22 protein-coding genes and 2 tRNA genes are annotated in these 21,225 nt (G+C 65.4%); 13 read left to right on the top strand and 11 right to left on the bottom strand.

Annotation, left to right across the window (positions count from 1 at the left end; all coding sequences use genetic code 11):
- The first annotated feature begins 142 nt into the window (after positions 1-142).
- The 10 genes from hisG (at position 143) to ABF990_RS08100 (ending at position 6,457) form a co-directional block, all read left to right on the top strand.
- Positions 143-892, top strand: coding sequence for an ATP phosphoribosyltransferase (hisG, locus tag ABF990_RS08055; RefSeq protein WP_415490977.1), 750 nt, complete (start codon positions 143-145; stop codon positions 890-892).
- 10 nt (positions 893-902) lie between these two features.
- A complete protein-coding gene (hisD, locus tag ABF990_RS08060; RefSeq protein WP_415490976.1) occupies positions 903-2,225 on the top strand; it encodes a histidinol dehydrogenase in 1,323 nt (440 codons plus the stop codon).
- Between the two features lie 102 nt (positions 2,226-2,327).
- Complete coding sequence (gene infA, locus ABF990_RS08065) at positions 2,328-2,546, top strand: translation initiation factor IF-1 (RefSeq protein ID WP_025860133.1); 219 nt, start codon at positions 2,328-2,330, stop codon at positions 2,544-2,546.
- 4 nt (positions 2,547-2,550) lie between these two features.
- On the top strand, positions 2,551-3,186 hold the full coding sequence (locus ABF990_RS08070; protein ID WP_415490975.1) for a Maf family protein: 636 nt from the start codon (positions 2,551-2,553) through the stop codon (positions 3,184-3,186).
- A 14-nt stretch (positions 3,187-3,200) separates the two neighbouring features.
- On the top strand, positions 3,201-4,349 hold the full coding sequence (locus tag ABF990_RS08075) for a ribonuclease E/G (protein WP_415500437.1): 1,149 nt from the start codon (positions 3,201-3,203) through the stop codon (positions 4,347-4,349).
- Entirely contained in the window at positions 4,346-4,540 is a 195-nt protein-coding gene (locus ABF990_RS08080) for a DNA gyrase inhibitor YacG (protein WP_415492489.1), read from the top strand. The genes ABF990_RS08075 and ABF990_RS08080 overlap by 4 nt, the downstream gene beginning before the upstream one ends.
- Positions 4,541-4,595: 55 nt before the next feature.
- Positions 4,596-4,671 (top strand) — tRNA-Phe (locus ABF990_RS08085).
- A 134-nt stretch (positions 4,672-4,805) separates the two neighbouring features.
- On the top strand, positions 4,806-5,069 hold the full coding sequence (locus tag ABF990_RS08090) for a DksA/TraR family C4-type zinc finger protein (RefSeq protein ID WP_415492490.1): 264 nt from the start codon (positions 4,806-4,808) through the stop codon (positions 5,067-5,069).
- Between the two features lie 347 nt (positions 5,070-5,416).
- Positions 5,417-5,902, top strand: a complete 486-nt coding sequence (locus ABF990_RS08095; protein WP_415492491.1) for a hypothetical protein — start codon at positions 5,417-5,419, stop codon at positions 5,900-5,902.
- A gap of 210 nt (positions 5,903-6,112) precedes the next feature.
- Positions 6,113-6,457: a hypothetical protein gene (locus ABF990_RS08100; protein WP_415492492.1), complete on the top strand. Its 345-nt coding sequence runs from the start codon at positions 6,113-6,115 to the stop codon at positions 6,455-6,457.
- A gap of 251 nt (positions 6,458-6,708) precedes the next feature.
- Here ABF990_RS08100 and ABF990_RS08105 read toward each other — a convergent pair.
- Both ABF990_RS08105 and ABF990_RS08110 read right to left on the bottom strand, forming a co-directional pair.
- Positions 6,709-6,785: transfer RNA gene (locus tag ABF990_RS08105), tRNA-Arg, on the bottom strand.
- Between the two features lie 98 nt (positions 6,786-6,883).
- On the bottom strand, positions 6,884-8,032 hold the full coding sequence (locus ABF990_RS08110; protein WP_415492493.1) for an alpha/beta fold hydrolase: 1,149 nt from the start codon (positions 8,030-8,032) through the stop codon (positions 6,884-6,886).
- Between the two features lie 61 nt (positions 8,033-8,093).
- Here ABF990_RS08110 and ABF990_RS08115 point away from each other — a divergent pair, with 61 nt between their 5' ends.
- Positions 8,094-8,318, top strand: a complete 225-nt coding sequence (locus ABF990_RS08115; protein ID WP_207846062.1) for a zinc-finger domain-containing protein — start codon at positions 8,094-8,096, stop codon at positions 8,316-8,318.
- 289 nt (positions 8,319-8,607) lie between these two features.
- Positions 8,608-10,953 (top strand): protein-disulfide reductase DsbD family protein, encoded by a 2,346-nt coding sequence (locus tag ABF990_RS08120; RefSeq protein WP_415506539.1) that lies wholly within the window; start codon positions 8,608-8,610, stop codon positions 10,951-10,953.
- Positions 10,954-11,014: 61 nt separating this feature from the next.
- Here the strand turns inward: ABF990_RS08120 and ABF990_RS08125 are convergent, their stop codons facing one another.
- From ABF990_RS08125 to ABF990_RS08165, 9 genes are all read right to left on the bottom strand, one after another.
- On the bottom strand, positions 11,015-11,353 hold the full coding sequence (locus ABF990_RS08125) for a DMT family transporter (RefSeq protein WP_415492057.1): 339 nt from the start codon (positions 11,351-11,353) through the stop codon (positions 11,015-11,017).
- 26 nt (positions 11,354-11,379) lie between these two features.
- Positions 11,380-12,648, bottom strand: coding sequence for a serine--tRNA ligase (gene serS / locus ABF990_RS08130; RefSeq protein WP_415500434.1), 1,269 nt, complete (start codon positions 12,646-12,648; stop codon positions 11,380-11,382).
- A 3-nt stretch (positions 12,649-12,651) separates the two neighbouring features.
- On the bottom strand, positions 12,652-13,482 hold the full coding sequence (gene tatC / locus ABF990_RS08135) for a twin-arginine translocase subunit TatC (RefSeq protein WP_415492059.1): 831 nt from the start codon (positions 13,480-13,482) through the stop codon (positions 12,652-12,654).
- Complete coding sequence (gene tatB, locus ABF990_RS08140) at positions 13,479-14,252, bottom strand: Sec-independent protein translocase protein TatB (protein WP_415500433.1); 774 nt, start codon at positions 14,250-14,252, stop codon at positions 13,479-13,481. Before tatB ends, tatC begins: the two co-directional genes overlap by 4 nt.
- Before the next feature lie 71 nt (positions 14,253-14,323).
- The gene (scpB, locus tag ABF990_RS08145; protein ID WP_415492082.1) at positions 14,324-15,313 is read right to left on the bottom strand and encodes an SMC-Scp complex subunit ScpB; all 990 of its coding nucleotides are present in this window, start codon (positions 15,311-15,313) and stop codon (positions 14,324-14,326) included.
- A 197-nt stretch (positions 15,314-15,510) separates the two neighbouring features.
- Entirely contained in the window at positions 15,511-16,371 is an 861-nt protein-coding gene (locus ABF990_RS08150; RefSeq protein WP_415492083.1) for a segregation and condensation protein A, read from the bottom strand.
- A 76-nt stretch (positions 16,372-16,447) separates the two neighbouring features.
- Positions 16,448-17,578, bottom strand: coding sequence for an SPOR domain-containing protein (locus tag ABF990_RS08155; protein WP_415492063.1), 1,131 nt, complete (start codon positions 17,576-17,578; stop codon positions 16,448-16,450).
- Complete coding sequence (argS, locus tag ABF990_RS08160; RefSeq protein WP_415500432.1) at positions 17,578-19,377, bottom strand: arginine--tRNA ligase; 1,800 nt, start codon at positions 19,375-19,377, stop codon at positions 17,578-17,580. Before argS ends, ABF990_RS08155 begins: the two co-directional genes overlap by 1 nt.
- Positions 19,378-19,430: 53 nt before the next feature.
- A complete protein-coding gene (locus tag ABF990_RS08165) occupies positions 19,431-20,624 on the bottom strand; it encodes a deoxyguanosinetriphosphate triphosphohydrolase (protein ID WP_415506540.1) in 1,194 nt (397 codons plus the stop codon).
- Between the two features lie 227 nt (positions 20,625-20,851).
- Between ABF990_RS08165 and ABF990_RS08170 the strand changes: the two genes are divergently transcribed.
- The gene (locus ABF990_RS08170; RefSeq protein WP_415492067.1) at positions 20,852-21,223 is read left to right on the top strand and encodes a HesB/IscA family protein; all 372 of its coding nucleotides are present in this window, start codon (positions 20,852-20,854) and stop codon (positions 21,221-21,223) included.
- Positions 21,224-21,225 lie beyond the last annotated feature (2 nt).

A 21,225-nucleotide genomic window follows, 5' to 3' on the forward strand; every position in this document is an offset into this window, starting at 1 on the left:
TGCGGCACCCGCAACCGGCCTGTGCGGTGCCTGTCGGGCGGCCTGTCCCGCCAACCTGACATGGCCTGCCGGTTTTTCTTCTCCGCCGGGCTGTGTTAGGAGCCTTCCTGCCAGACCAGATGCCTTGCCTGCCGGAGTATTCATGACCCAGCCCGTTTCAGACCGCCAGCCCGGAGACAGTTCCTGCCCGGCCCCTGCTGGGCATGGGGTTGGCGATCATATTGTTCTGGCCCTGCCCAAGGGACGTATTCTCAAGGCAGTGGCCCCTCTTATTGCCCGCACGGGCATGGCCCCGGCCCCCGAATGTCTGGCAGGCGACAGCCGCAAGCTGCGTTTTGCAACACAGGACCCCCTTGTGGACGTGGTGCGGGTCCGCTCCTTCGATGTCGCGACCTTTGTGGCCTCGGGCGGGGCTCAGGTCGGGATCTGCGGCTCCGACGTGCTGAGCGAATTCGATTACCCCGAAATTTATGCCCCTCTCGACCTGGGTATCGGGGCGTGCCGTATTGCTGTCGCGCAGGCCGCACACCTGCCGCATGACCCGCAGGAATGGGCCCGCTGGTCGGAAGTGCGCGTGGCCACCAAATACCCCTCCATTACCCGCCGGTTCTTTGCCGCGCGCGGTATAAACGCCACCATCGTACACCTGCACGGAGCCATGGAACTGGCCCCCATGCTTGGCCTGTCACGCCTGATCGTCGATCTTGTGGATACCGGCTCCACCCTGCGCGCCAACGGGCTGGTCGAGGTCGAAACCATTGCCCAGGTCAGCAGCCGCGTCATTATCAACCGTACCGCGCTGAAAACCCAGCCCGAGCGGATTGCCGCCATTCTCGGGCGCCTGCGCACCGCACTTGTACCGCCCGCTCCTTCAACGTCAGGCAAGGCATAAGGCACAGTCCATGAAACGGCTCGATACGCGTGATGCTGATTTTGAAACCGCCTTTGCAAGCCTGCTGAGCGGGCGCGAGGAACAGGGGCAGGAAGTCAGCGGCCCGGTGGCTGATATTCTGGCCTCTGTCCGCAAGGATGGCGACAGCGCCCTGTGCGCCTTTACCGAACGGTTCGACCGCCTGCCCGTCACGCCGCAGACCCTGGCTTTCGGGGCAGAGGAAATTGCCCAGGCGCGCGCGCAGGTGGCACCCGACCTGCTGGACGCGCTGGACGTGGCGGCCCGCCGGATCGAAGCTTTCCACAAGGCGCAGATACCCGCCGACATGCGCTACACGGACGACGCAGGCATGACCCTTGGCATGCGCTGGATACCGCTGGACGCCGTGGGGCTTTACGTACCGGGCGGCAAGGCGGCCTATCCGTCATCGGTGCTGATGAACGCCATTCCCGCCAAGGTGGCGGGGGTAGGCCGCCTTGCCATGTGCGTGCCCACACCTGCGGGTGTTATCAACCCGCTGGTGCTGGCCGCGGCCGAACGCGCCGGGGTCAGCGAGATATACCGTGTGGGCGGAGCACAGGCCGTGGGAGCCATGGCGTACGGCACCGGCACCATTCGCCCGGTGGACCGTATTGTCGGCCCCGGCAATGCCTATGTGGCCGAAGCCAAGCGGCAGGTGTTCGGCCATGTCGGCATAGACAGCATTGCCGGCCCCTCCGACGTGGTGGTGATTGCCGATTCGAAGTCCGACCCGCGCGTGATCGCACTCGACCTGCTGGCCCAGGCCGAACATGACGAACTGGCCCAGGCCACGCTGATCACCGCCGACGCGGCCTATGCCGACGCCGTTACCGCCGCGGTTGATGCGGAACTGAAAGTGCTGAACCGCGCAGGCATTGCAGGCGCAAGCTGGCGCGACAACGGGGCCGTGCTGGTGGTGCGCGACCTGCACGAGGCCGTAAGCCTTGCCAACCGTCTGGCCCCCGAACATCTGGAACTGATGGTGGACAATGCGGAAGAGCTTTTTGCCCTTGTACGCCACGCCGGAGCCGCGTTCCTCGGCCGTTTCTGCCCCGAAGCCATAGGCGATTACGTGGGCGGCCCCAACCACGTGCTGCCCACTTCCCGCACGGCGCGCTTTGCCTCGGGCCTGTCGGTCTACGACTTCATGAAGCGCACGACGTTCCTGTCGGGCGGCCCGGATGCGCTGCGCCGGATCGGCCCCGCGGCCGTGGCCCTGGCCCATGCCGAAGGGCTGCAAGCCCATGCGCTGAGCGTTTCAGCCAGGCTGGATGCGCTGGACGCACAGGCCACCGCAACGGGCAGGGACTAAGCCCGCAGCCTGCGGTCCGCAGCAAATGCTTGACCCCGGCACGCCCCTCAACCATACCTGCTCACCGAAGTTTCCGCAGTTTCAGACCAAATGAAGGATGCAATGTCCAAAGAAGACATGATCGAATTTAGCGGCACAGTTACCGAACTGCTGCCTAATGCCATGTTCCGGGTCAAACTGGACAACGAACACGTTATTCTCGCCCATACCAGCGGCAAGATGCGCAAGAACCGCATTCGCGTTCTGGCGGGTGATCGGGTCAATGTGGAAATGACCCCCTACGACCTGACCAAGGGCCGCATTACCTTCCGTTTCAAATAACATCGTGACCGAACCTAGCCAGCCTGCTGCTGACGTAGGGGGGGTGGCCCCCCTTCTGGTTCTGGCCTCCGCCTCTGCCCGCCGGATCGACCTGCTCCGCCAGATCGGGCTGGAGCCCGACCTGATCCGTCCCGCCGATATTGACGAGACGCCCCGCCGGAACGAGACCCCCCGCCTTTATGCCCAGCGCATGGCCAACGAAAAAGCGGCAACCGTTGCCGCTGTCCTGAGCGAACCGGCCCTTATCATTGCGGCAGATACGGTGGTGGCCCTTGGGCGGCGTATCCTGCCCAAGGCGGAAGACCGTGAAACGGCACGCCACTGCCTGGAGCAGCTTTCGGGGCGGCGCCATACGGTGCTGACATCTGTTACCGTGACACCCACAGCCGCGTGGGAAAAAGGGCGCCATGCCAGCAGGCTGGTGGAAACAGCAGTCACGTTCTCGCGCCTGAGCCCGCGCCAGATCGACGCACTGCTCGATGCCGGTGACTGGTCCGGCAAGGCCGGGGGCTATGCGCTGCAGGGCCATGCAGCGGGCTGTATCAGGTTCCTGTCAGGCAGCGCTTCCGCCGTGATCGGCCTGCCCCTGTTCGAAACCGGGCAGCTTTTGCGGGGGCAACCGGGCGGCTGGCTGGCGTGAGCGTGTTCCTGCGCATGGCGTCCTCCCCCGGTGAGATACGCCTGGCCGTAACGGATCATGACACTCTGGTCGATTTCGCGCTCTGGCGGCCCGGCGCGCCCGACCGCGTGGGCGACGTATATTGCGCCCGCATAACGGCCCTGCTCCCGGCCATGGGCGGTGCATTTGTGGACCTTGGCAATGACCCGGGGCTGGAAAGCGGCGGCTTTCTACCTGTCTCCAAGGATACACCGCCCCTGACAGAAGGCCAGAGCGTGACCGTGCGCATTACCCGCGCGGCCCAGGGCGGCAAGGGGGTACGGGTAAGCCTGACCGCCCCCGATGCTGGCACTGGCACTGGCACTGGCACTGGCACTGGCACCTCGGCGCATGACGGTGCAACGGATGGCAATCTCCCCCATACCGGCCCGGGTCTGCGGCGCTGCGGCCCTACCCCGCTTGAACGGCTGGCGGCCCGCTGGCCCACGGCCCGGATCGTGGCCGACAGTCCCGCGGCCAGTGCCCGCATTCCCGTCCATCTGCGCGACCGGCGCGTGCAGGGCCTTGCCGGCCTGCCCGAAGACATAGAGGCCGAATGCACGGCCCTGGAAGATGCCGAAGTCGCCCTGCCCGGCGGCATGCGCGCAACCATTACCCCCACCCCGGCGCTGATCGCCATCGACATGGACGCGCCGCCTGCCCGGGGGGCCCAGGCCAAGCAGACAGCCCAGTTCGCGGCCAATCGTGACGCGCTGCCGACACTGATGCGCCAGATTCGCCTGCGCAACCTTTCGGGCGCCATCCTGATCGACCCGGCAGGCCTTGCCACCCGCAAGCGCCAGGCCCTGCTTGAGCCGGTAGCCGCATGCCTGGCAACAGACCCGCTGCGTCCACGCTGCCTTGGGGTTACAGCACTTGGCCTGATCGAGATCGTACGCGCGCGTATTCACCCATCCCTGCCCGAACTGCTGGGCAGCGCCCACGGGCACGCCCTGCGCGCCCTGCGCCAGATCGTCACCCACGACCCCACAGCCACCATCCTGCGCGCGGGCAGCCGCCTGATCCGCGCACTGGAACAGGACCCGCTGGCCATGGCAGACTGCGCCCATGCGCTCGGTCACCCTCTGGCCCTGCGTCTGGACCCCTCCCTGCCCGACCTGCACTGGAGCGCTGACAGATCATGACCGCCCCAACGCCCACCCCGACCTGCCCTGTCTGCGGCCAGCCTACAGCGCATGAAACCCGGCCGTTCTGTTCGCGCCGCTGCGCGGATGTGGATCTGGGCCGCTGGTTCAGCGGTGCCTACCGCCTGCCCGGTGAACCAGCGCTGGAAGACGATGATGATGAAAAAGCTGAAATAAATCGCGAAAGGTGACTTGATCTCCCCCCCACCGTGCGATAAATGCTCTCTCACGCCGCGAGGCTGCGGTGCCCAAGTAGCTCAGTTGGTAGAGCATGCGACTGAAAATCGCAGTGTCGGTGGTTCGATCCCGCCCTTGGGCACCATCTAGATGCGCTGTTACGCATCTGAAAAATTCTCAAAAAATATGCCGATGAACAAGCTGGCCTGACAGGTCTGGCTTGAATTTCATTACCCATGCAGCATAATAGCGCTCTTGTAGTGTATGCAGGGGGTGCGCATGGCCGGTGGCTGGGCTCCTGACGGAGCCGTTCAAGACCAGATCGATGATACCGTGGCCGATGCGGTCCAGCATGTGCGTGCCCATATGCCCAAAGGTGAGAGCGAGACGCACTGCCGCGAATGCGGGGAGGATATTCCCCAGGCGCGTCGTGTAGCCGTACCGGGAGTAAAACTGTGCATTGACTGCCAGTCCGAACGCGATGCCCGCCCCGTGTTCAGCACCATCAACCGTCGTGGCAACAAGGACAGCCAACTGCGTTAGAGCGCTTTCTCCCGTCCTTACGTCGCACCATGTCTTCCGGCATTGCGACCTGCACTCCCCGCTGCGCGATGCAGGAGGCTGTTTAAAAACGGCCCAGACAATATTTCACAGTGTCCTGCCCCATGATGACGCTTTTTTTCAGAAAGCCTGGGGAAAGCTGGTCTTTTTGGAAACGGCGACACATGGAAATTTTTATTCTTCCTTTATCAATATGTTATTTTTGAACAGGTTCTAATTTATTCGGCAAAACCAGCCATACGCAGGGGCACCGGCCCGCCTGTGGAACGTTGTGGTTTGCAGTCTTTTCTTCTCACACTTTTCCAACACAACAGGCGGCCAGGGGTCTTATGGCGTCCATCGGCTTTCATGCTCTTGTGGGCAGCATAGTCCTTGCAGGGGCGGACTGCCTTGCGCGGTCAGCGGGTATGGCGGCCGCCATGACAGCCCCTGTAGCAAAGGCACCCGCTGTTGCCGACAAAGGGGGAATACCGCAGTCACCCTATGCGGATGGTACGGGCGATAGCGAGATCGACCGGTTGAACGCGAGCCAGCTCGATAAAAACTACCGGGGCCCTTACTACATGCCAGGCCAGCCTGTTCCGCCCGCACAAGCCATACAGCCACCGGATGCCGCAACCCGGACCAGCAGGGCACTGGATGAGACCGCTCCCCGGCACGCCGCTCCGTTGGCATCCCCATTGGCCCCGCCCTCGGCACGCCCCTTGATCCAACCCTCACCCAGCCCGCTGGCACCGCCATTCGCCGCACCGGCCGCACCGGACAGGCTGGAAAGACCCGTCCCCTTTGATGAACATCAGGCCCCCGCAAGGTGATGAAAGCAGGGACAGCGCGGTCTCAACTCTTTGTTTTCACAGTGCCGGACCGGACAAATTTTGCTTTTTCATCGCAACGAAGCGTGTATGCTGCCTTTTATGGAACGGGTGAGCCGGTCGGGACAGCATGCTCCCGGGGCGTTGCCACGTACGCCACCATCGGGCACGCCAGTGCGGGCCGCCTGATTTGCTGAAGGACACAGATAGACAATGACTCATCGTTTTGCCTGGTTTGCTCTGGCGTTCGGCCTTCTCTCCTCCGCTGCCCATGCGGGCACGATCAGCAATGGTCAGTGGACGTCCTCGACCTGTGGGGCGGAACCCACCCCGGTCGATTTCAACCTGAGCTCGGTCGAGGCTTTCAACAAGAGCGCCACAGCAGTCAAGAAATGGCAGGCCGCCGCCAGCACGTACAGCAACTGCATCGTGCATGAAGCCACCGACGACAACAACACCATTACCAAATCCGTCAACGACACGCAGGACCGCATGAAGAGCCAGTTCGACAAGGCCAATGCCGACGCGAAAAAGGCCCAGAGCAAGTTCAACGGCTGAACGGCCAGCACCGGCGTTCTCGCGCGAACCGTTCGCGCGGGGTGCTGCGTCCCTTACGGTTCATAGCTGCTTGCTGGCCGCTTTCTGCGCCCGCGCAGGGCCGCCGGTCGGGTTCCAAAGCGTCTGTCGCAAGACAGGCGCTTTTTTCATGATCTGTGCCGACGGCACATAATACCGCTGGATGGCTTTAGCCACGCGTGCAAACGCACGGGACGTTGCCGAACGGCCTGCCATATTCAGAATTTTTAAGATGGTGGACCCGACGCGATTCGAACGCGTGACCTTTGCCTTCGGAGGGCAACGCTCTATCCAGCTGAGCTACGGGTCCGTTCGCCCTCCCTAACCCAAAGCCATAGGGTTGCCAAGTCTCTATCTGTCGCAGCCGCAACTTCATGCTGACATGGAGGGGGCGCGGTCGAGACCGGATCAGCGGGCCAGAGCGTCCAGCCGGGCAGGCAGAAACCACGGCATGCCCGCCTTGCCGGGCCGTGTCTCGCCCATGTCCTGGGCCAGCCATGCCGCCGCGGCAATATCTCCGCCAGAGGGCAGCAGGGCAGTCGGCTGCATCATCCATCGCAGGATATCAGCCTCGACAACGGCACTGTTCCGCCCGCGCAGCAGCAGGTGGTAACCGCCATGGATCAGATCCAGTCTTGTGGTCCCGTTCGCGCCCGGGGCTTCCAGCATGGCCTGCCATACCGGGCCCATGGCAGCGGGGGGCACCAGGGCGTCACGGTCACCGTACAGGCACAATACTCTGCCGTGCAGGCTCCGGCTGGCGCCCGATGCCTCACGCATCAGGGCGACAAGGCCGCGCAGGGTGTCCAGGCGGGTTTCACGCAGGCTCAACGGGTCGTAATACAGCCGGATCAGCGCTGCGATATTATCGCTGGCCACGACATGCACCGGCAATTCCCGCCCTGTCACCAAATGGCGCGGGAACAGTGTCGCCAGAATATTCAGTGGCACATCCGCCCCCGGCCCCAGCGCCCATACGGCGGGGGCCAGCAGTATCGTGCCAGCCAGATGGGGTGCATCGGGGCGTGCCATCAGCAGCATGGCAATGGCACCCCCCATGCTCTCACCAGCCAGATAAAGCGGCACACCGGGGTTTTCGCGCGCAAGAATGGCCAGTTCCTCACGCACGTCGGCCACCATGCGCGCCTGCCCCGCCCAGCCGCCCCTGTCCACCGTGCCCCCAAAACCGCGCTGGTCGGGCGCCACAACACGCACACCGCTGGCGGTAAAGACCGGAGCCGGAAACTCCCACGCATCGCGACTGTCATTGAAACCATGCAGGGCCAGCAGGATAGCGCGCGGCACACCGGCTGGGGACCAGACACGCGCGGGCAGCAGCGCACCATCAGACATGGTAAAAACCCTGTCAGGGGGGACAAGCCGGGCAGCCGCGGCAAAGCGGGGTGGGGGCACAGGTGCCTCGGCGGGCGCAACAGCGCACCCGGCCACCGCACCGGCAACGCCAAGAGCCAGCAGGCCTGCCCGCAGGCGGCGCAGGCCGCTCACGCGTATGGGAAGAGAGGAAAGCTGCACAACCACAAGCGGAATGCGTATCATCACCCGCACCGACACACCAGAGCGGCCCTGCGCCGCGCAGACCATGACATTGGGGACAACAATGCTGCCCACCCTTGTTCAGCCGACCAATCCCGTGCCCCGCCCAAGGCTTGGCCATATCGAAACCATTGTGGTGGACAAACGCAAGGTCGCCTGCGACGGCGGACTAGGCCAGCTTGGCCACCCCAGGGTCTGGCTGAAAATAGGCGACCACCAGACAGTCTGCCCTTATTGCTCACGGCTGTTTGTTCTCCAGCCCTCGGCCGACGCGCAGGACGAGCATTAGCCGCAGCGCCATGGGCTGACCGGCCCGTTGCATAACGGAGCGGCTTGTGCGTGTGCCATGCACCTGCGCTGCATATGGCCTCGGCCCGACATGCCAGGCACCCTGCCTGCACGCGGTTCGCACCCCGTGGCCTCCGCAGGTATCGACAGTGCCCCCGACGTGGCGGCTGCGGTCCCGCACCTTTCCAAGCCAGGGCGGCTTTGCGTATGCTAGGGCTTTGGCGCGTCGCGCCCTGTTGCCTGAAAGCCGCCCCATGCCGCGCCCTGTTCCAGACCCGTACCACCCCGACATGACACGCTCCGGACGGGCTGCCGGGCTGGTTCTCGCGACCCTATGCATGGCGCTTTGCCTTTATCTGTTCGCACCGGTCGGTCAGGCACGGGCTGCCCAGAGCGCCACAGTCAGGACGGGACATGCCACGGCCAGCCTGATAACGGAGTCCGACACGGCGGATGGGCATACGCCCCTGCCTGTCGCCCTGCTTTTGCATTTGCAGTCGGGATGGCACACCTACTGGCGCAACCCGGGCGATGCCGGGGACCCGGTCAGCCTGTCCGTAACCGCCAGTGGCGGGCTTGATGGCGCCGCGCAGGACATCCTGTGGCCCACACCGCAGCGGATCAGCGAATTTTCGCTGATGTCCTATGCCTATACGGGCGAGGTCGTCCTGCCTGTGCTGCTGCCCCTGCATGCGCCCGCCCGTGCCAGCAGCGATAACACGCACACAACGCTGAGCGCGCATGCGCACTGGCTTGTCTGCGAACAGGTCTGCGTGCCGGAGGAGGCTGCTTTCAGCCTCACCCTGCCCATGGGGCCCCAGCACCGTGACGGCCAGGCCCCCCTGTTCGCACGGGCCGCCCAGCAATCCCCCATGGCGTCCCCCTACCCCGCCACCATTACCCCCGACGGCGTGCTGACCCTGACAGGCCCCGAACTTACCCCCCGTTCCGTGGCCGATGCCTGGTTCATGCCCGAGGAACGCGGGCAGATCGTGGAAGCCGCCCCCCAGCCCCCTGCTATACAGGATGGCAGCATTACGCTGCACCTGCGCCCGACACCGGATTTTGCCCCCGCGCACAGCCAGCCGCCTCCACGGAGTTTTGGCGGCATTGTGGTGCTCAAGGACCCGGCAGGACAGGAACGGGCCCTGAGCGTGCAGGCTCGACCTGTCGCCGGAGCCACCCGCCCCGATACCAGCACTGCCGCCCCCGGTGCAGCTACCGGTGCAGCGACTGGCACCGCAGGCGCTCACGCCCCGCCATCCCGGACTGCCACAGACACAGCCCCCTTCCTGTCGCTGACGGGGCTGCTGGCGTTCATGCAGCTTGGTCTCATGGGCTTTGCGGGCGGGCTGGTCCTGAACCTGATGCCCTGCGTTTTTCCCATTCTGGCCATGAAGGCGCTGGCCCTTGTGCGGCTGGGCGGGCATGCGCGGCATATCCAGCGCTACAGCGCCATGGGGTATGCGGCCGGTGTGCTAGCCGGTTTCATGCTGCTGGGCGGGCTTGTCATGGGGCTGCGTATGGCAGGCGGGTCCGTGGGATGGGGGTTCCAGTTCCAGTCCCCCCTGTTTGTGGGCATGGTGCTCTGGCTGCTGTTCGGCATGGCGCTGAACCTGCTGGGCGTTTTCTCGCTTTTCCTGTCTGTGCCCGGGGCTGGTGCCATGCGGCGCGACCGGCATGCAGCGGCGCCAACGCCCGGCGCCTGGCGTGAAATCTGGCCCGAAGTCTGGCACAATGTCCTGACCGGGTTGCTGGCGGTAGCCGTAGCCTCGCCCTGCTCGGCCCCGTTCATGGGGGTGGCCATCGCGGGGGCTCTCGCAGGGCCTCCGGTTGCGGGGCTTGCCATTTTCGCGGCCCTTGGGGCGGGGCTTGCTGCCCCCTACGTACTGCTGGCTTTCTACCCGCGTCTGGCCGCGGCACTACCGCGCCCTGGCGTATGGATGGACTATCTCAAGCAGTTTCTGGCTTTTCCATTGCTGGGCTCCTGCGTGTGGCTGCTCTGGGTCGCGACATTGCAGGGCGGGGCCAGCGCCACCGTGCTGCTGGGGGCGGGGCTGGTCATGCTGGGGGCAGCAGGCTGGCTATACGGGATTGCCCAGCGCGAACAGATGCGCGACGGCGCGGACAGTGCCGACAAATTCCTGCGCGGGCTGGCGCTATTGAGCCTGCTGGCGGCGCTGGCGCTGCTCCCTGTTCTCAAACACCTGGCGGATGCCCCGACCGCCATGGCCAAGCCCGACACCACAACGGCAACAGACACCGCCACCACGGGCGGAACGGACGGCCTGACGGACGCCATACAGCCTTTCTCGCCACAGCGGCTGGCCGCGCTTCACGCCGCCGGCAGGCCCGTATTCATAGACATGACCGCCGCATGGTGCATTACCTGCCTGATCAACGAACGCGTGGCCCTGACCACACAGGCCACCCGCGCGGCCTTTGCACGGCAGGGTGTGGTGTTCATGCGCGGCGACTGGACACGCCATGACAGCGCCATAACCACCTTCCTGCAACAGCATGGGCGGGACGGCGTGCCGTTCTACCTGTTTGTACCAGCCCATGGGCCGGAGGTGACATTGCCCCAGATCCTGACACCGAACATGGTGATCGAGACCATAACGCCACCGGCCTGAGCGCATCGACCCACCCGCAGGGTGGATCGACCCAGCCACCGCCCCGCCTGCTACAGCGCGTTCAGTGCCGGACGGAGGATGACAGCAGGTTAATGACCAGCACACCCGCCACAATCAGCACGATACCCGCAAGGGCAGGCAGGTCCAGGCTCTGGCGGAACACGACAAGGCCGACCAGTGCGCTCAGCACCACACCGGCCCCCGCCCATATGGCATAGATCACGCCCACGGGCATGGTCTTGAGCGGGATGGACAGGCAGTAAAACGCAAACCCGTAGGCAAGCAGGCTGACCACGGCCGGCAGCCAGCGCGCAAACCCCTGCGACGCGGCAAGGCAGCTTGTGCCGACCATTTCCGAGACGATCGCAAGGGTCAGCAGCACGAAGGGTTTATGCGCCATGGGCCAGCCCTGTCCTGTGCGGGTGTTCAGCCAATGCGTGCAAGCCCGCCCATATAGGGGCGCAGAACGTCAGGCACGGTAATGCTGCCATCCTCGTTCTGGTAGTTTTCCATGACCGCGATCAGCGTACGCCCGACCGCAAGGCCCGACCCGTTGAGCGTATGCACAAAAGCCGGAGCCGCCCCTGCCTGCGGGCGGAAACGCGCGTTCATGCGGCGGGCCTGGAAATCGCGCGTGTTGGAACAGGATGAAATTTCGCGCCACGCATCCTGCCCGGGCAACCATGCTTCCAGATCGAAGGTCTTGGCAGCACCAAACCCCGTATCGCCCGCGCAAAGCAGCATGCGCCGGTAGGGAATGCCCAGGCGTTCCAGCACGGTTTCGGCGCAGCGGGTCATGCGCTCGTGCTCGGCCTCGCTGTGTTCGGGGGCGGTTACGCACACCATTTCCACTTTTTCGAACTGGTGCTGGCGCAGCATGCCGCGCACGTCGCGCCCGGCCGAACCGGCCTCGCTGCGGAAGCACTGGGTCAGGGCCGTCATGCGCAGGGGCAGGATGGCACCGTCGAGAATATCCCCCGCGATGGAGGCTGTCAGCGGCACCTCGGCGGTGGGAATAAGCCAGCGCCCGTCTTCCGTACGAAAAGACTGATCGGCGAATTTGGGCAGCTTGTCCGTGCCATACATGGCGTCATCCGTCACCAGAACGGGCACCTGGGTCTCGACAAAGCCATGTTCGTTCACATGCAGGTCCAGCATGAACTGGCCAAGGGCACGGGCAAGCCGGGCAAGCCCTGCGCGCAGCACCACAAAACGCGCGCCCGACAGCTTGCCGGCAGTAGCAAAGTCCATCTGGCCCAGTGCTTCGCCCAGTTCGAAATGCTGGCGGGGCGTAAAGCTGAAGTCCCTGGGGGTGCCCCAGGTATGGCAGAGCTGGTTCGCGGTTTCATCCGGCCCGTCTGGCACGGCGGGGTCCAGCCGGTTGGGCAGGTTGGCCAGCAGGGCCGTACTTTCACGTTCTACCGCACTGGCCTGTTCCTCCAGCGCTTCCATCTGGGCGCGCAGGCTGACACCTTCCACTTCCAGCGTAGCGGTATCCCCCCCTTCGCGCTTGAGCGTGCCGATCTCGCGCGCAAGGGCCTTGCGGCGGGTCTGCTTTTCCTGCAACGCGGTCTGGGCCTGACGGCGTTCCTCGTCCCATGCAAGAAGCCGTTGGGCCACGGGTTCCAGCCCCCGGCGCGCCAGATCGGCATCGAAAGCAGCGGGATCGGCCCGCAGGGCGCGGATGTCATGCATAACTCAGGAATTCTCCTGCTCGGGGTTGGTCGGGGTGTCCGCGTCGGCGGATGCGCGCCTGGGTTCCACCAGACGGGCACACAGGATGGACACTTCGTAAAGCAGCACAAGTGGCACGGCCAGACCGATCTGGGTAATGACATCGGGCGGCATGAGAATGGCCGCCACCACGAACGCGCCGACAATGGCGTAGCGTCTGAAACGGCGCAGCATGGCGGCGGTCACGATGCCCGCCCGCGCCAGCAGGGTCAGGACCACGGGCAGTTCGAACGCGACCCCAAAGGCCATGATCAGCTTCATGACCAGAGCCAGATATTCCGAAACCTTGGCCTGCAGTTCGATCTGCACCCCGCCGTCGGATGTGCCCGGCGTCTGGAATGACAGGAAAAAACGCCACGCAATGGGAAAAATGAAGTAATACGCCAGCGCCGCGCCCACCAGAAACAGCACGGGTGTGGCCACCAGAAAAGGCGCGAAAGCCCGTTTTTCGGACCGGTAGAGACCGGGGGCGATAAAAATCCACGCCTGTATGGCCCACATGGGAAAAGACAGGAAAGCCGCCCCGAACAGCGCCACACGGATATAGGTGAAAAACGCCTCGTACAGGGCGGTGTAGATCAAATGCGGTTGCAGGCCCTGCTGGCGCATGATGTCGCCCAGCGGCTGGGCCAGAAACAGATAGATGTTCTGTGCATAATGATAGCACAGCGCAAAACACAGGATGAACGAAACGGCGGACCACAGCAGTCTGCGGCGCAGTTCAAGCAGATGTTCGATCAGCGACATGGGCTGATCGTGGATCGGATCGTCCTGAATGGTCGTGTTCTCGTTCATGCCTGCGGACCTGTGGGCTGGGATAGGCTGCCCTGTGGCGGCAGAAAGGCGGGCGGCGGGTCTGCCGGGTGGAGAACTGACGGCAGCGGGGGAACGGACTCGGCGGTCAACGGCATGGACGGCGGAGCAACAGGCTGTGCGTCCTCCCGGTCCACGTCCCCGTCGGCTGCCGGCAGGATGGCGATCCGGCCCGGGGCCACGGCGCGCCTGCCGTGCATGACCCGCACGGGAGGCACGATGGCGGGCGGGTGCAGCCGGTCCTGTTCGCGCAGGATACGCCGTGCGATACCCGGCGGCAGTTCGGGCGGGGCGCTATCAACCACGCTCTGGGGAACGCTGCGCGGAGCGTAAGGATCGTTCCCCGACCATGCGGGGGCGACCGAACGCACCGGTTCCGGCCATGACACCCCTGCCCCGTCCGCCACCGGAGCAGGCCGGTCCAGGGCGCGCGGGCCAGCGGGGATGATCCGCTCGCCCAAGGGGGCGGGCTGCTCGGTGGCGCGGGCAAGGCTGCCATCGCTGTCGAGCGCTTTCATGAGCCTGTCACGCACGTTCAGGTTGCGCAGGTCACGCACCTGATCGCGCACATCGCCCAGATCGGCATCGCGCACCATGTCATCGACATGGGACTGGAATTCCCCTGCCAGAGTACGGGCTTTCTTGACCAGACCGGCCAGACCGCGCATGGCGACGGGCAGGTCCCTGGGGCCGATCACCACCAGCGCGACCGCGCCGATCAGCGCGATTTCCGACCAGGCAAAATCAAACATGTGCAGCCCCGTTCACACCCACCCCCACCCGGGATGGCTGCCCTTGTGCGGATACAGACCGACTGTCTCTATCACGGGTGCGGGTCAGCATAAACCGTATCCTCCTGCCCGTCCGCTCCGCCATTGCCCTGATCCGGCCCGTCCGGTGCCTCTGACCCGTATGGGCCATCCGCTCCGTCCTGCTCCTTGGCCTGTGTTGGTCCCTGTGCATCCTCTGGCCCTGCCTGTTCGGGTTCCTGCTGTAACGCGGGGCCCTGTTCGGGCAGGTGGGGGCCGTCATGCCCGCTCTCGCGCGCTGCGGCAAATGCGATTTCGGACTGGGCGGTGCCGTAGCCCGACTGCGTTTCGGGCAGGTCCACCAGCAGTTCTTCCCGCCGGGGCAGGTCGGAAAGGGCACGTAGCCCGAAATGGCGCAGGAAGTCGGGCGTAGTACCCCACAGAACCGGGCGACCCGGCACTTCCTTGCGGCCGCGCGGGGCGATCAGCCCGGTCTCGATCAAGGTGTCCAGCACGGTCTGCCCCAGGCTGACGCCGCGAATATCCTCGACCTCGGTGCGGGTACAGGGCTGGTGGTAGGCGATAATGGCCAGTGTTTCCATAACCGCGCGCGGCAGGCGGCGCGGGCGTTCCAGAACCCGTGTCAGCAGGGGCGCCAGATCGGGCGCCGTGCGGAACTGCCAGCCCCCGGCAACCTCCACCGGAGCGACGCCGCGCCCCGCATAACGTTGTTGCAGGCTTTGCAAGACGGCATCCACAAACGCGGCCAGATCGTCCTGCCCGGCGGGCATGATCTGGCGGGCTTCAAGCAGGTCGGCCAGCCTGCGGGTGCTGACCGGATCGACAGAAGCAAAAATCAGCGCTTCGGCCAGCCGCACCGCGTCATCGGGCACAAAGGGAGGCGCCTGCAAGGAACTTTCGGGGGCCGGGTTTCCGCTGGCGGAACCAGCAGGCACGGTATCGTCAGGCTCCGGGCGGCTCGGTTCCGGGCTGCCGGACAACGCATGATCAGGCAACGCATGACCGGGCAGAGCCTGTTCGACAACAGCCGCCTCTCCAGACATATCGTCAGCCAGAGCCGCTCCGGTCAAAGAAGACCCGGCACAAGGAGCCCCGGTCATGGCGTTTTCGGGACCATCACCGGCCGGCAGACTGTCAGCGTCGGCCTGCCCCTGCGCGGTGTCGCCCTGCCCCGAACCTGCCTGAACGGGGCCGCCATCCGGGGCAGTATCCCCCATGGGGGTCGGGGCCGGGGTGCCGGTCATGCGTGTTCTCCGTTTTCGTTCATGTCGGCGGTTGTGGACGCCGCGTCGACCGGCTCGTGCCCGTGCTCATGCTCGTGGGGGCGGAGCATGATCTGCCCGAAAGTTTCGTCCTGGCGCAGTTCAAGCTGCCCTGTCTTGGCCAGTTCCAGCCCCGCGATCAGCGTTCCCGCCAGAGCCGCGCGCCGCTGGCGGACGGCATCCGCACCACCGGCCTGTTCAGGCAGGGCATCGGGCAGGAACGCATCAAGCGCGTTCCAGCCCGGTGGGGTTTCGCCCAGCAGGCGTGTCAGGCGGCTTAATGCGTCCTGCACAGTCCAGAACCGCAATGTCCGGGGTGCGTAAATACGCCGCTGCGCGGTGCGGCGCATGGCGGCAAGGTAAGCCCGCATAAGCTGGGGCATGTCCAGCGCCAGCCCCGAACGGTCGACCTCGGTCAGGTTTTCCGGCTCGCCCCGGGCGAACACATCGCGCCCCAGCCTGGGGCGGGCGTCCAGCCAACGGGCCAGTTGCCCCATGCAGGCCAGTTCCATCAGGCGTTCATGCAGCAGTTCGGCCGCTTCTTCACCCTCTACGGCCAGTTCGTCGTCAGCGGGCAGCAACAGGCGGGACTTCAGCCAGGCCAGCCACGCCGCCATGACCAGCCAGTCCGCCGCCAGTTCCAGCCTGATCCGCCGCGCCTTTTCCACCACTGCCAGATACTGTTCAACCAGTTGCAGGATGGAAATACGCGCCAGATCGACCTTTTGCGCCCGCGCAAGATCCAGCAGCAGGTCCATGGGGCCCTCGAACCCCTCCAGCCGCAGCAGGGGGGAACGCGGGGTTGCGGCCTCGGCCGTGGGGCCGGGGCCATCCGTCATGGGTGTTTCCCCCATGTGCCGGGCCGGGGGAACGTCATGCTCAGTCATACGGTCAGGCGGCCTGTGCGTGGTGGCGTCAGGGATGCGCTACAAGGCACGCCAGCCCGCGTTCGCGCACGCTGGCGCAGAACGTGCGGGCATCCGCACTGGTGGCAAAACCGCTTACGCGCAGGCGGTAGAACTGGGCATTGTTCTGCTCTGTCCGCACAATGGCCGGGGTACGATCGCCAAACAGCGTGGGGTAGCGGGTCTTCAGCCGCGCCCACTCCTTGCGGGCATCGGCCTCGGTCGGCAGGGCGGCAAGCTGCGCCTGAAAAGCACCCCCTGCCGACTTCGGGGCTGGCGGTGAGGGTGGTGCATCCGCCGCAGCACTGGCAGATGGGCTGGCAGGTGCATTGACGGGTGCGCTGGCAGGCGGGTTCGCGACCGCCCTGGCGCTACCAGCCGCCGCGGACGCACTGGGCGCCGGTGCGGGAACCGCCGCAGGCCGGGCCGGACCGGCTGACACGGCTGCCGCGCTGTCCCCTGCCTCTTCCGTGCCGGGGGTGGTTGCCTCTTCCTCGTCCCCATCCTGGGCGGCGGGTGCGGATGGTGAAGCGCCCGCACCCGCCGCGCCGGCCACGGTCCCCGCCGGTGCGGCCGGGGATGCCATGACCGGGGGTGGCGCCACCGGCGTGCCGGGTGCCGCCGGACCTGTGGGTGCCGCCGCGCCATCGGCCCCTGTGGGATTACCTGCGGGATTACCTGTGGCAGCACCGGCGGGGCCCGGGGGCGTAGTCGCCCCGTATTGCGCGGCCAGCGCCGCGGGGTTGGGGTTTTCGGGCGCGGGCACGGGGTGGTCGCCCTGATCGTCCGCAGCGGAAGCCGGGGCAAGGGAATCCAGTTGCATGCCGCCCGGATCGACCGGTTTGGTGCGCATGGACACGGCAGGCGGCCCGATGACGGGAATACCGCTCTGATGGTGGCGGACCAGCGCCCAGCCGCCGATCCCCAGCACCAGCAGGCCGCCCAGCCCGGCGGTGCCGTAAATCAGCCACCGCGTGGCAGAACCATTGCCCAGAAAACGGCTGAGCAGAATGGCCAGCGTATTCGGGTCGGCTTTTTCTGCCGCGTCGTCATAATCCATGGTCATGCGCTCGCGCGCACGATTGATCCTGTCATCCGCCTGGTTCGACAGTGGACCGATATTGTCATCCCTCTCGCTCATCAGCGCATTTCCTCTACCGGGTCCACACCCATGACCGCCAGGCCGGAACGGATGACCGTTGCCGTTGCCGCAACAAGTGCGAGACGCGCCTGAGTGGCCTCCACCGCGTCAGGCTGGAGGAACCGCAGCGACGCGTCGTCCCGCCCACGGTTCCACAACGCATGGAAGTCCCCCGCCAGTTCGGCCAGATAGAACGCAACCCGGTGCGGTTCACGCGCAAGGGCAGCGGCTTCCACCAGGCGCGGCCATTCGGCCAGGCGGCGGATCAGCGCCATTTCAACGTCAGAGTTCAGGGCGTGCAAGGGGGTGTGGGCCAGAGCCGCGTCCGCCACGGAGCCGTAGCGCGCATCGTCCTGTGCGGCGCGCAGCACGGAACGGCAGCGCGCATGGGCGTACTGGACATAAAAGACCGGGTTGTCACGCTGCTGGGCCACGACCAGATCGAGGTCGAATTCCATCTGCGCATCGCTCTTGCGGGTCAGCATGGTAAAGCGCACCGCATCGCGCCCGACTTCATCGATCAGGTCGCGCAGGGTCACGAACGTGCCCGCGCGCTTGGACATGCGCACCGGCTGGCCATCGCGCAGGACATGCACGATCTGGCACAGCACGATTTCCAGAGGCACGCTGTCCTGTGTCAGCGCCTTGACCGCCGCTTTCATGCGCTTGACATAGCCGCCATGGTCCGCGCCCCAGACGTCTATCATCATCTGCGCGCCACGGGCCACCTTGTCGGAATGGTAGCCGATATCATTGGCGAAATAGGTATTGGTGCCATCGGACTTGCGCAGCGGGCGGTCCACGTCGTCCCCGAAGCGGGTGGAACTGAACAGAAGCTGCTCGCGCTCTTCCCAGTCGTCGGGCAGTTTGCCCTTGGGGGGCTCAAGCACGCCCTCGTACAGCAGGCCTTCGCCCTGCAGTTTCGCAATGGCCTGATCCGTCACGCCACGGGCCAGCACGTCGGCCTCGGAAGTGAACACATCCTGATTGACGCCCAGCGCGGCCAGGTCTTCCTTGATGGCAGCAAGCATGTGGGCAATGGTGAAGCCGCGCACGGTCTCCAGCCATGTGGCCTCGGGGGCGATGCAGGCCGTGCCATCGGGTGCGGTTTCAGCCAGCTTGGCGCCGTACTGCGCCGCCAGTTCCATGCCCACGGGGATCAGGTATTCGCCCTGGTACTGCAACCCGCCCGGCGCCTGGGCCGCAAAATCCTCCTGCGAGACAGCGGTGCCCAGCGCCTGCAGGTAACGCCAGTACGCAGCCCAGGCCAGGGCGCGGACCTGCGTTCCCGCGTCGTTGATGTAGAATTCCTTGGTAACGTCAAAACCCGCCTTGGCCAGCAGGTTGGCCAGCGCGTCCCCCACCACGGCCCCACGGCAATGACCCACATGCATGGGCCCGGTGGGGTTGGCGGAAACATATTCCACATTGACCCGCACGCCCTGCCCCAGAGTGGATGCACCATACCCCTCGCCCGCACGCAGGATGGCGGGCAGCACGCCGCGCAGCACGTCGGGGTGCAGGGTGATGTTCACAAAACCCGGTCCAGCGGCGGCAACCGCCGCGACCCCGGCAACGCCGGCAAGAGCCGCAACCAGTTCAGCCGCGATTTCGGCCGGTTTACGCCGGGCCGCCTTGGCCAGCAGCAGGGCGGCGTTGGTGGCCATGTCCCCATGGGCGGGGTCACGCGTGGGGGTGAGTTCTACGCGCGCCAGAATTTCCTCGGGCACGTCGGGCAGCACCTGCCGGACGATGTCCAGAACATGATGACGGTACTGTACGAACACACACTCTGACATAAACACTCAACCCCGTAATTCTGGACGCCCACACGCGCGCCGAAACCGCGTTATCAGCCCGCAACCGACAGGTCCGTCAACCGCCTATGTTCCTGCATGGCGTAACGGTCGGTCATGGAAGCCACGTAATCCGCCACGATACGGCGCAGCGCCTCGTCATCCCCCGGGGGGATCTGCTGTTGCCATTCCCCCGGCAGGAGCGTGGGCGACTCCGTCAGAACCCTGAACAGCTCGGCCGTGACCTGCCTTGCCTTATACGTCATGCGGTTGACGCGCCAATGCCGGTACAGCCGCGCGAACAGAAATTTACGAATACCCTTGTTGGCCTCGGCCAGACTGTCGCTGAACGCAACGACCGGAGCCGCGGCCGCGCGAATATCCTCCACACTGCGCGGGGCAAGGTCGCGCAGGCGCTGGCGTGTACAGGCCATGACGTCGGTCATCAGCACATTAATGACGCGACGCACCATTTCATGGCGGATACGCTGGTGCGTGCGCGGGTCGGACGCGGGCAGGTCCGACGCAAGCGCGCGAGCCTGGGCCAGCGCCTGCCCCACCAGGGGCACGTCATCCAGATCAGCCAGCGACAGCAGGCCCGATTTTACGCCGTCATCCAGATCGTGACCGTGATAGGCGATGTCATCCGCCAGCGCCGCCACCTGGGCCTCGGCCGAGGCATAGGTACCCAGGTCCAGGTCGAACAGGGCGTTTATTTCCGCCAGCCGGGCCGACGGCCTGCGCACCGGGCCATTATGCTTGGCCAGCCCTTCCAGCGTTTCCCATGTCAGGTTCAGGCCGTCGAAGCCGATATAATGCCGCTCCAGCACCATGACCTGCCGCAGCGCCTGGGCGTTGTGGTCAAAGCCGCCCCAGGGCTGCATCTGCGCTGCCAGAGCGTCTTCCCCCGCGTGGCCGAACGGCGTGTGCCCCAGATCATGCGCGAGTGCCACGGCTTCGGTCAGGTCTTCGTCAAGGCGCAGGTGGCGCGCCATGGAGCGGGCCCCCTGCGCCACTTCGAGCGAATGCGTCAGCCGCGTGCGAAAAAAATCGCCCTCATGGTTGATGAACACCTGCGTCTTGTACTGCAGCCGCCTGAACCCCGAGGAATGCACCACCCGGTCACGGTCGCGCTGCCATGGCGTGCGGGTGGGCGAAGGCGGTTCGTCATGCAGGCGGCGCCCACGCCCCGCCCCGGCCTGTACTGCGTAAGGCTCCAGCCCCTGGTACCCAGCGGCAAGCTGTTGCATGTGCTTCAATCCTTCGGTTTCCCAGCCGGCCCGTCAGCCGACAGGGCGGGGAAATTCGACCCCTGTTCCCATGCCCGAGTGGGGCTTGGGCAAGGGAGCGGTTCCTGACGCGCAGGGCCCGTTGCCGGGCCCACAGCAGACCCACAATAGGAGACAGCGCGAAAGTTGACCATCGCACTCCTCTTTCCCTCTTCAAACTCGCAGGCACTCAGACTATCTAATGGAGCATGACACAGCCAGCACCCTCCTTTTCCGTATCAGAATCGGCAGCCAGCCGCGTCGCCAGCGTGATTGCCCGCAAACAGGCCAGCGCCACGGCGGGGGAAAGCGTGCCCGCCGCCCTGCGCGTGGCGGTTGAGGCCGGGGGCTGCAACGGTTTTCAGTATCTGTTCAGCCTGATCCCGGCCGACGCCATAGCCGGAGAAGACACACGCATCGAACGGCTTGGCGCGCTGATCGTGGTGGACCCGGCAAGCCTGGACCTGCTGGCCGGGGCTGAACTGACCTTTACCGACAAGCTGATGGGCGCGCATTTCGCGGTGGAAAACCCCAATGCCGCGTCATCCTGCGGGTGCGGCACAAGCTTTTCGCTGGCATGATA

Origin of the sequence: Acetobacter sp., assembly GCF_047723915.1 — a bacterium.
Taxonomy (GTDB): domain Bacteria; phylum Pseudomonadota; class Alphaproteobacteria; order Acetobacterales; family Acetobacteraceae; genus Acetobacter.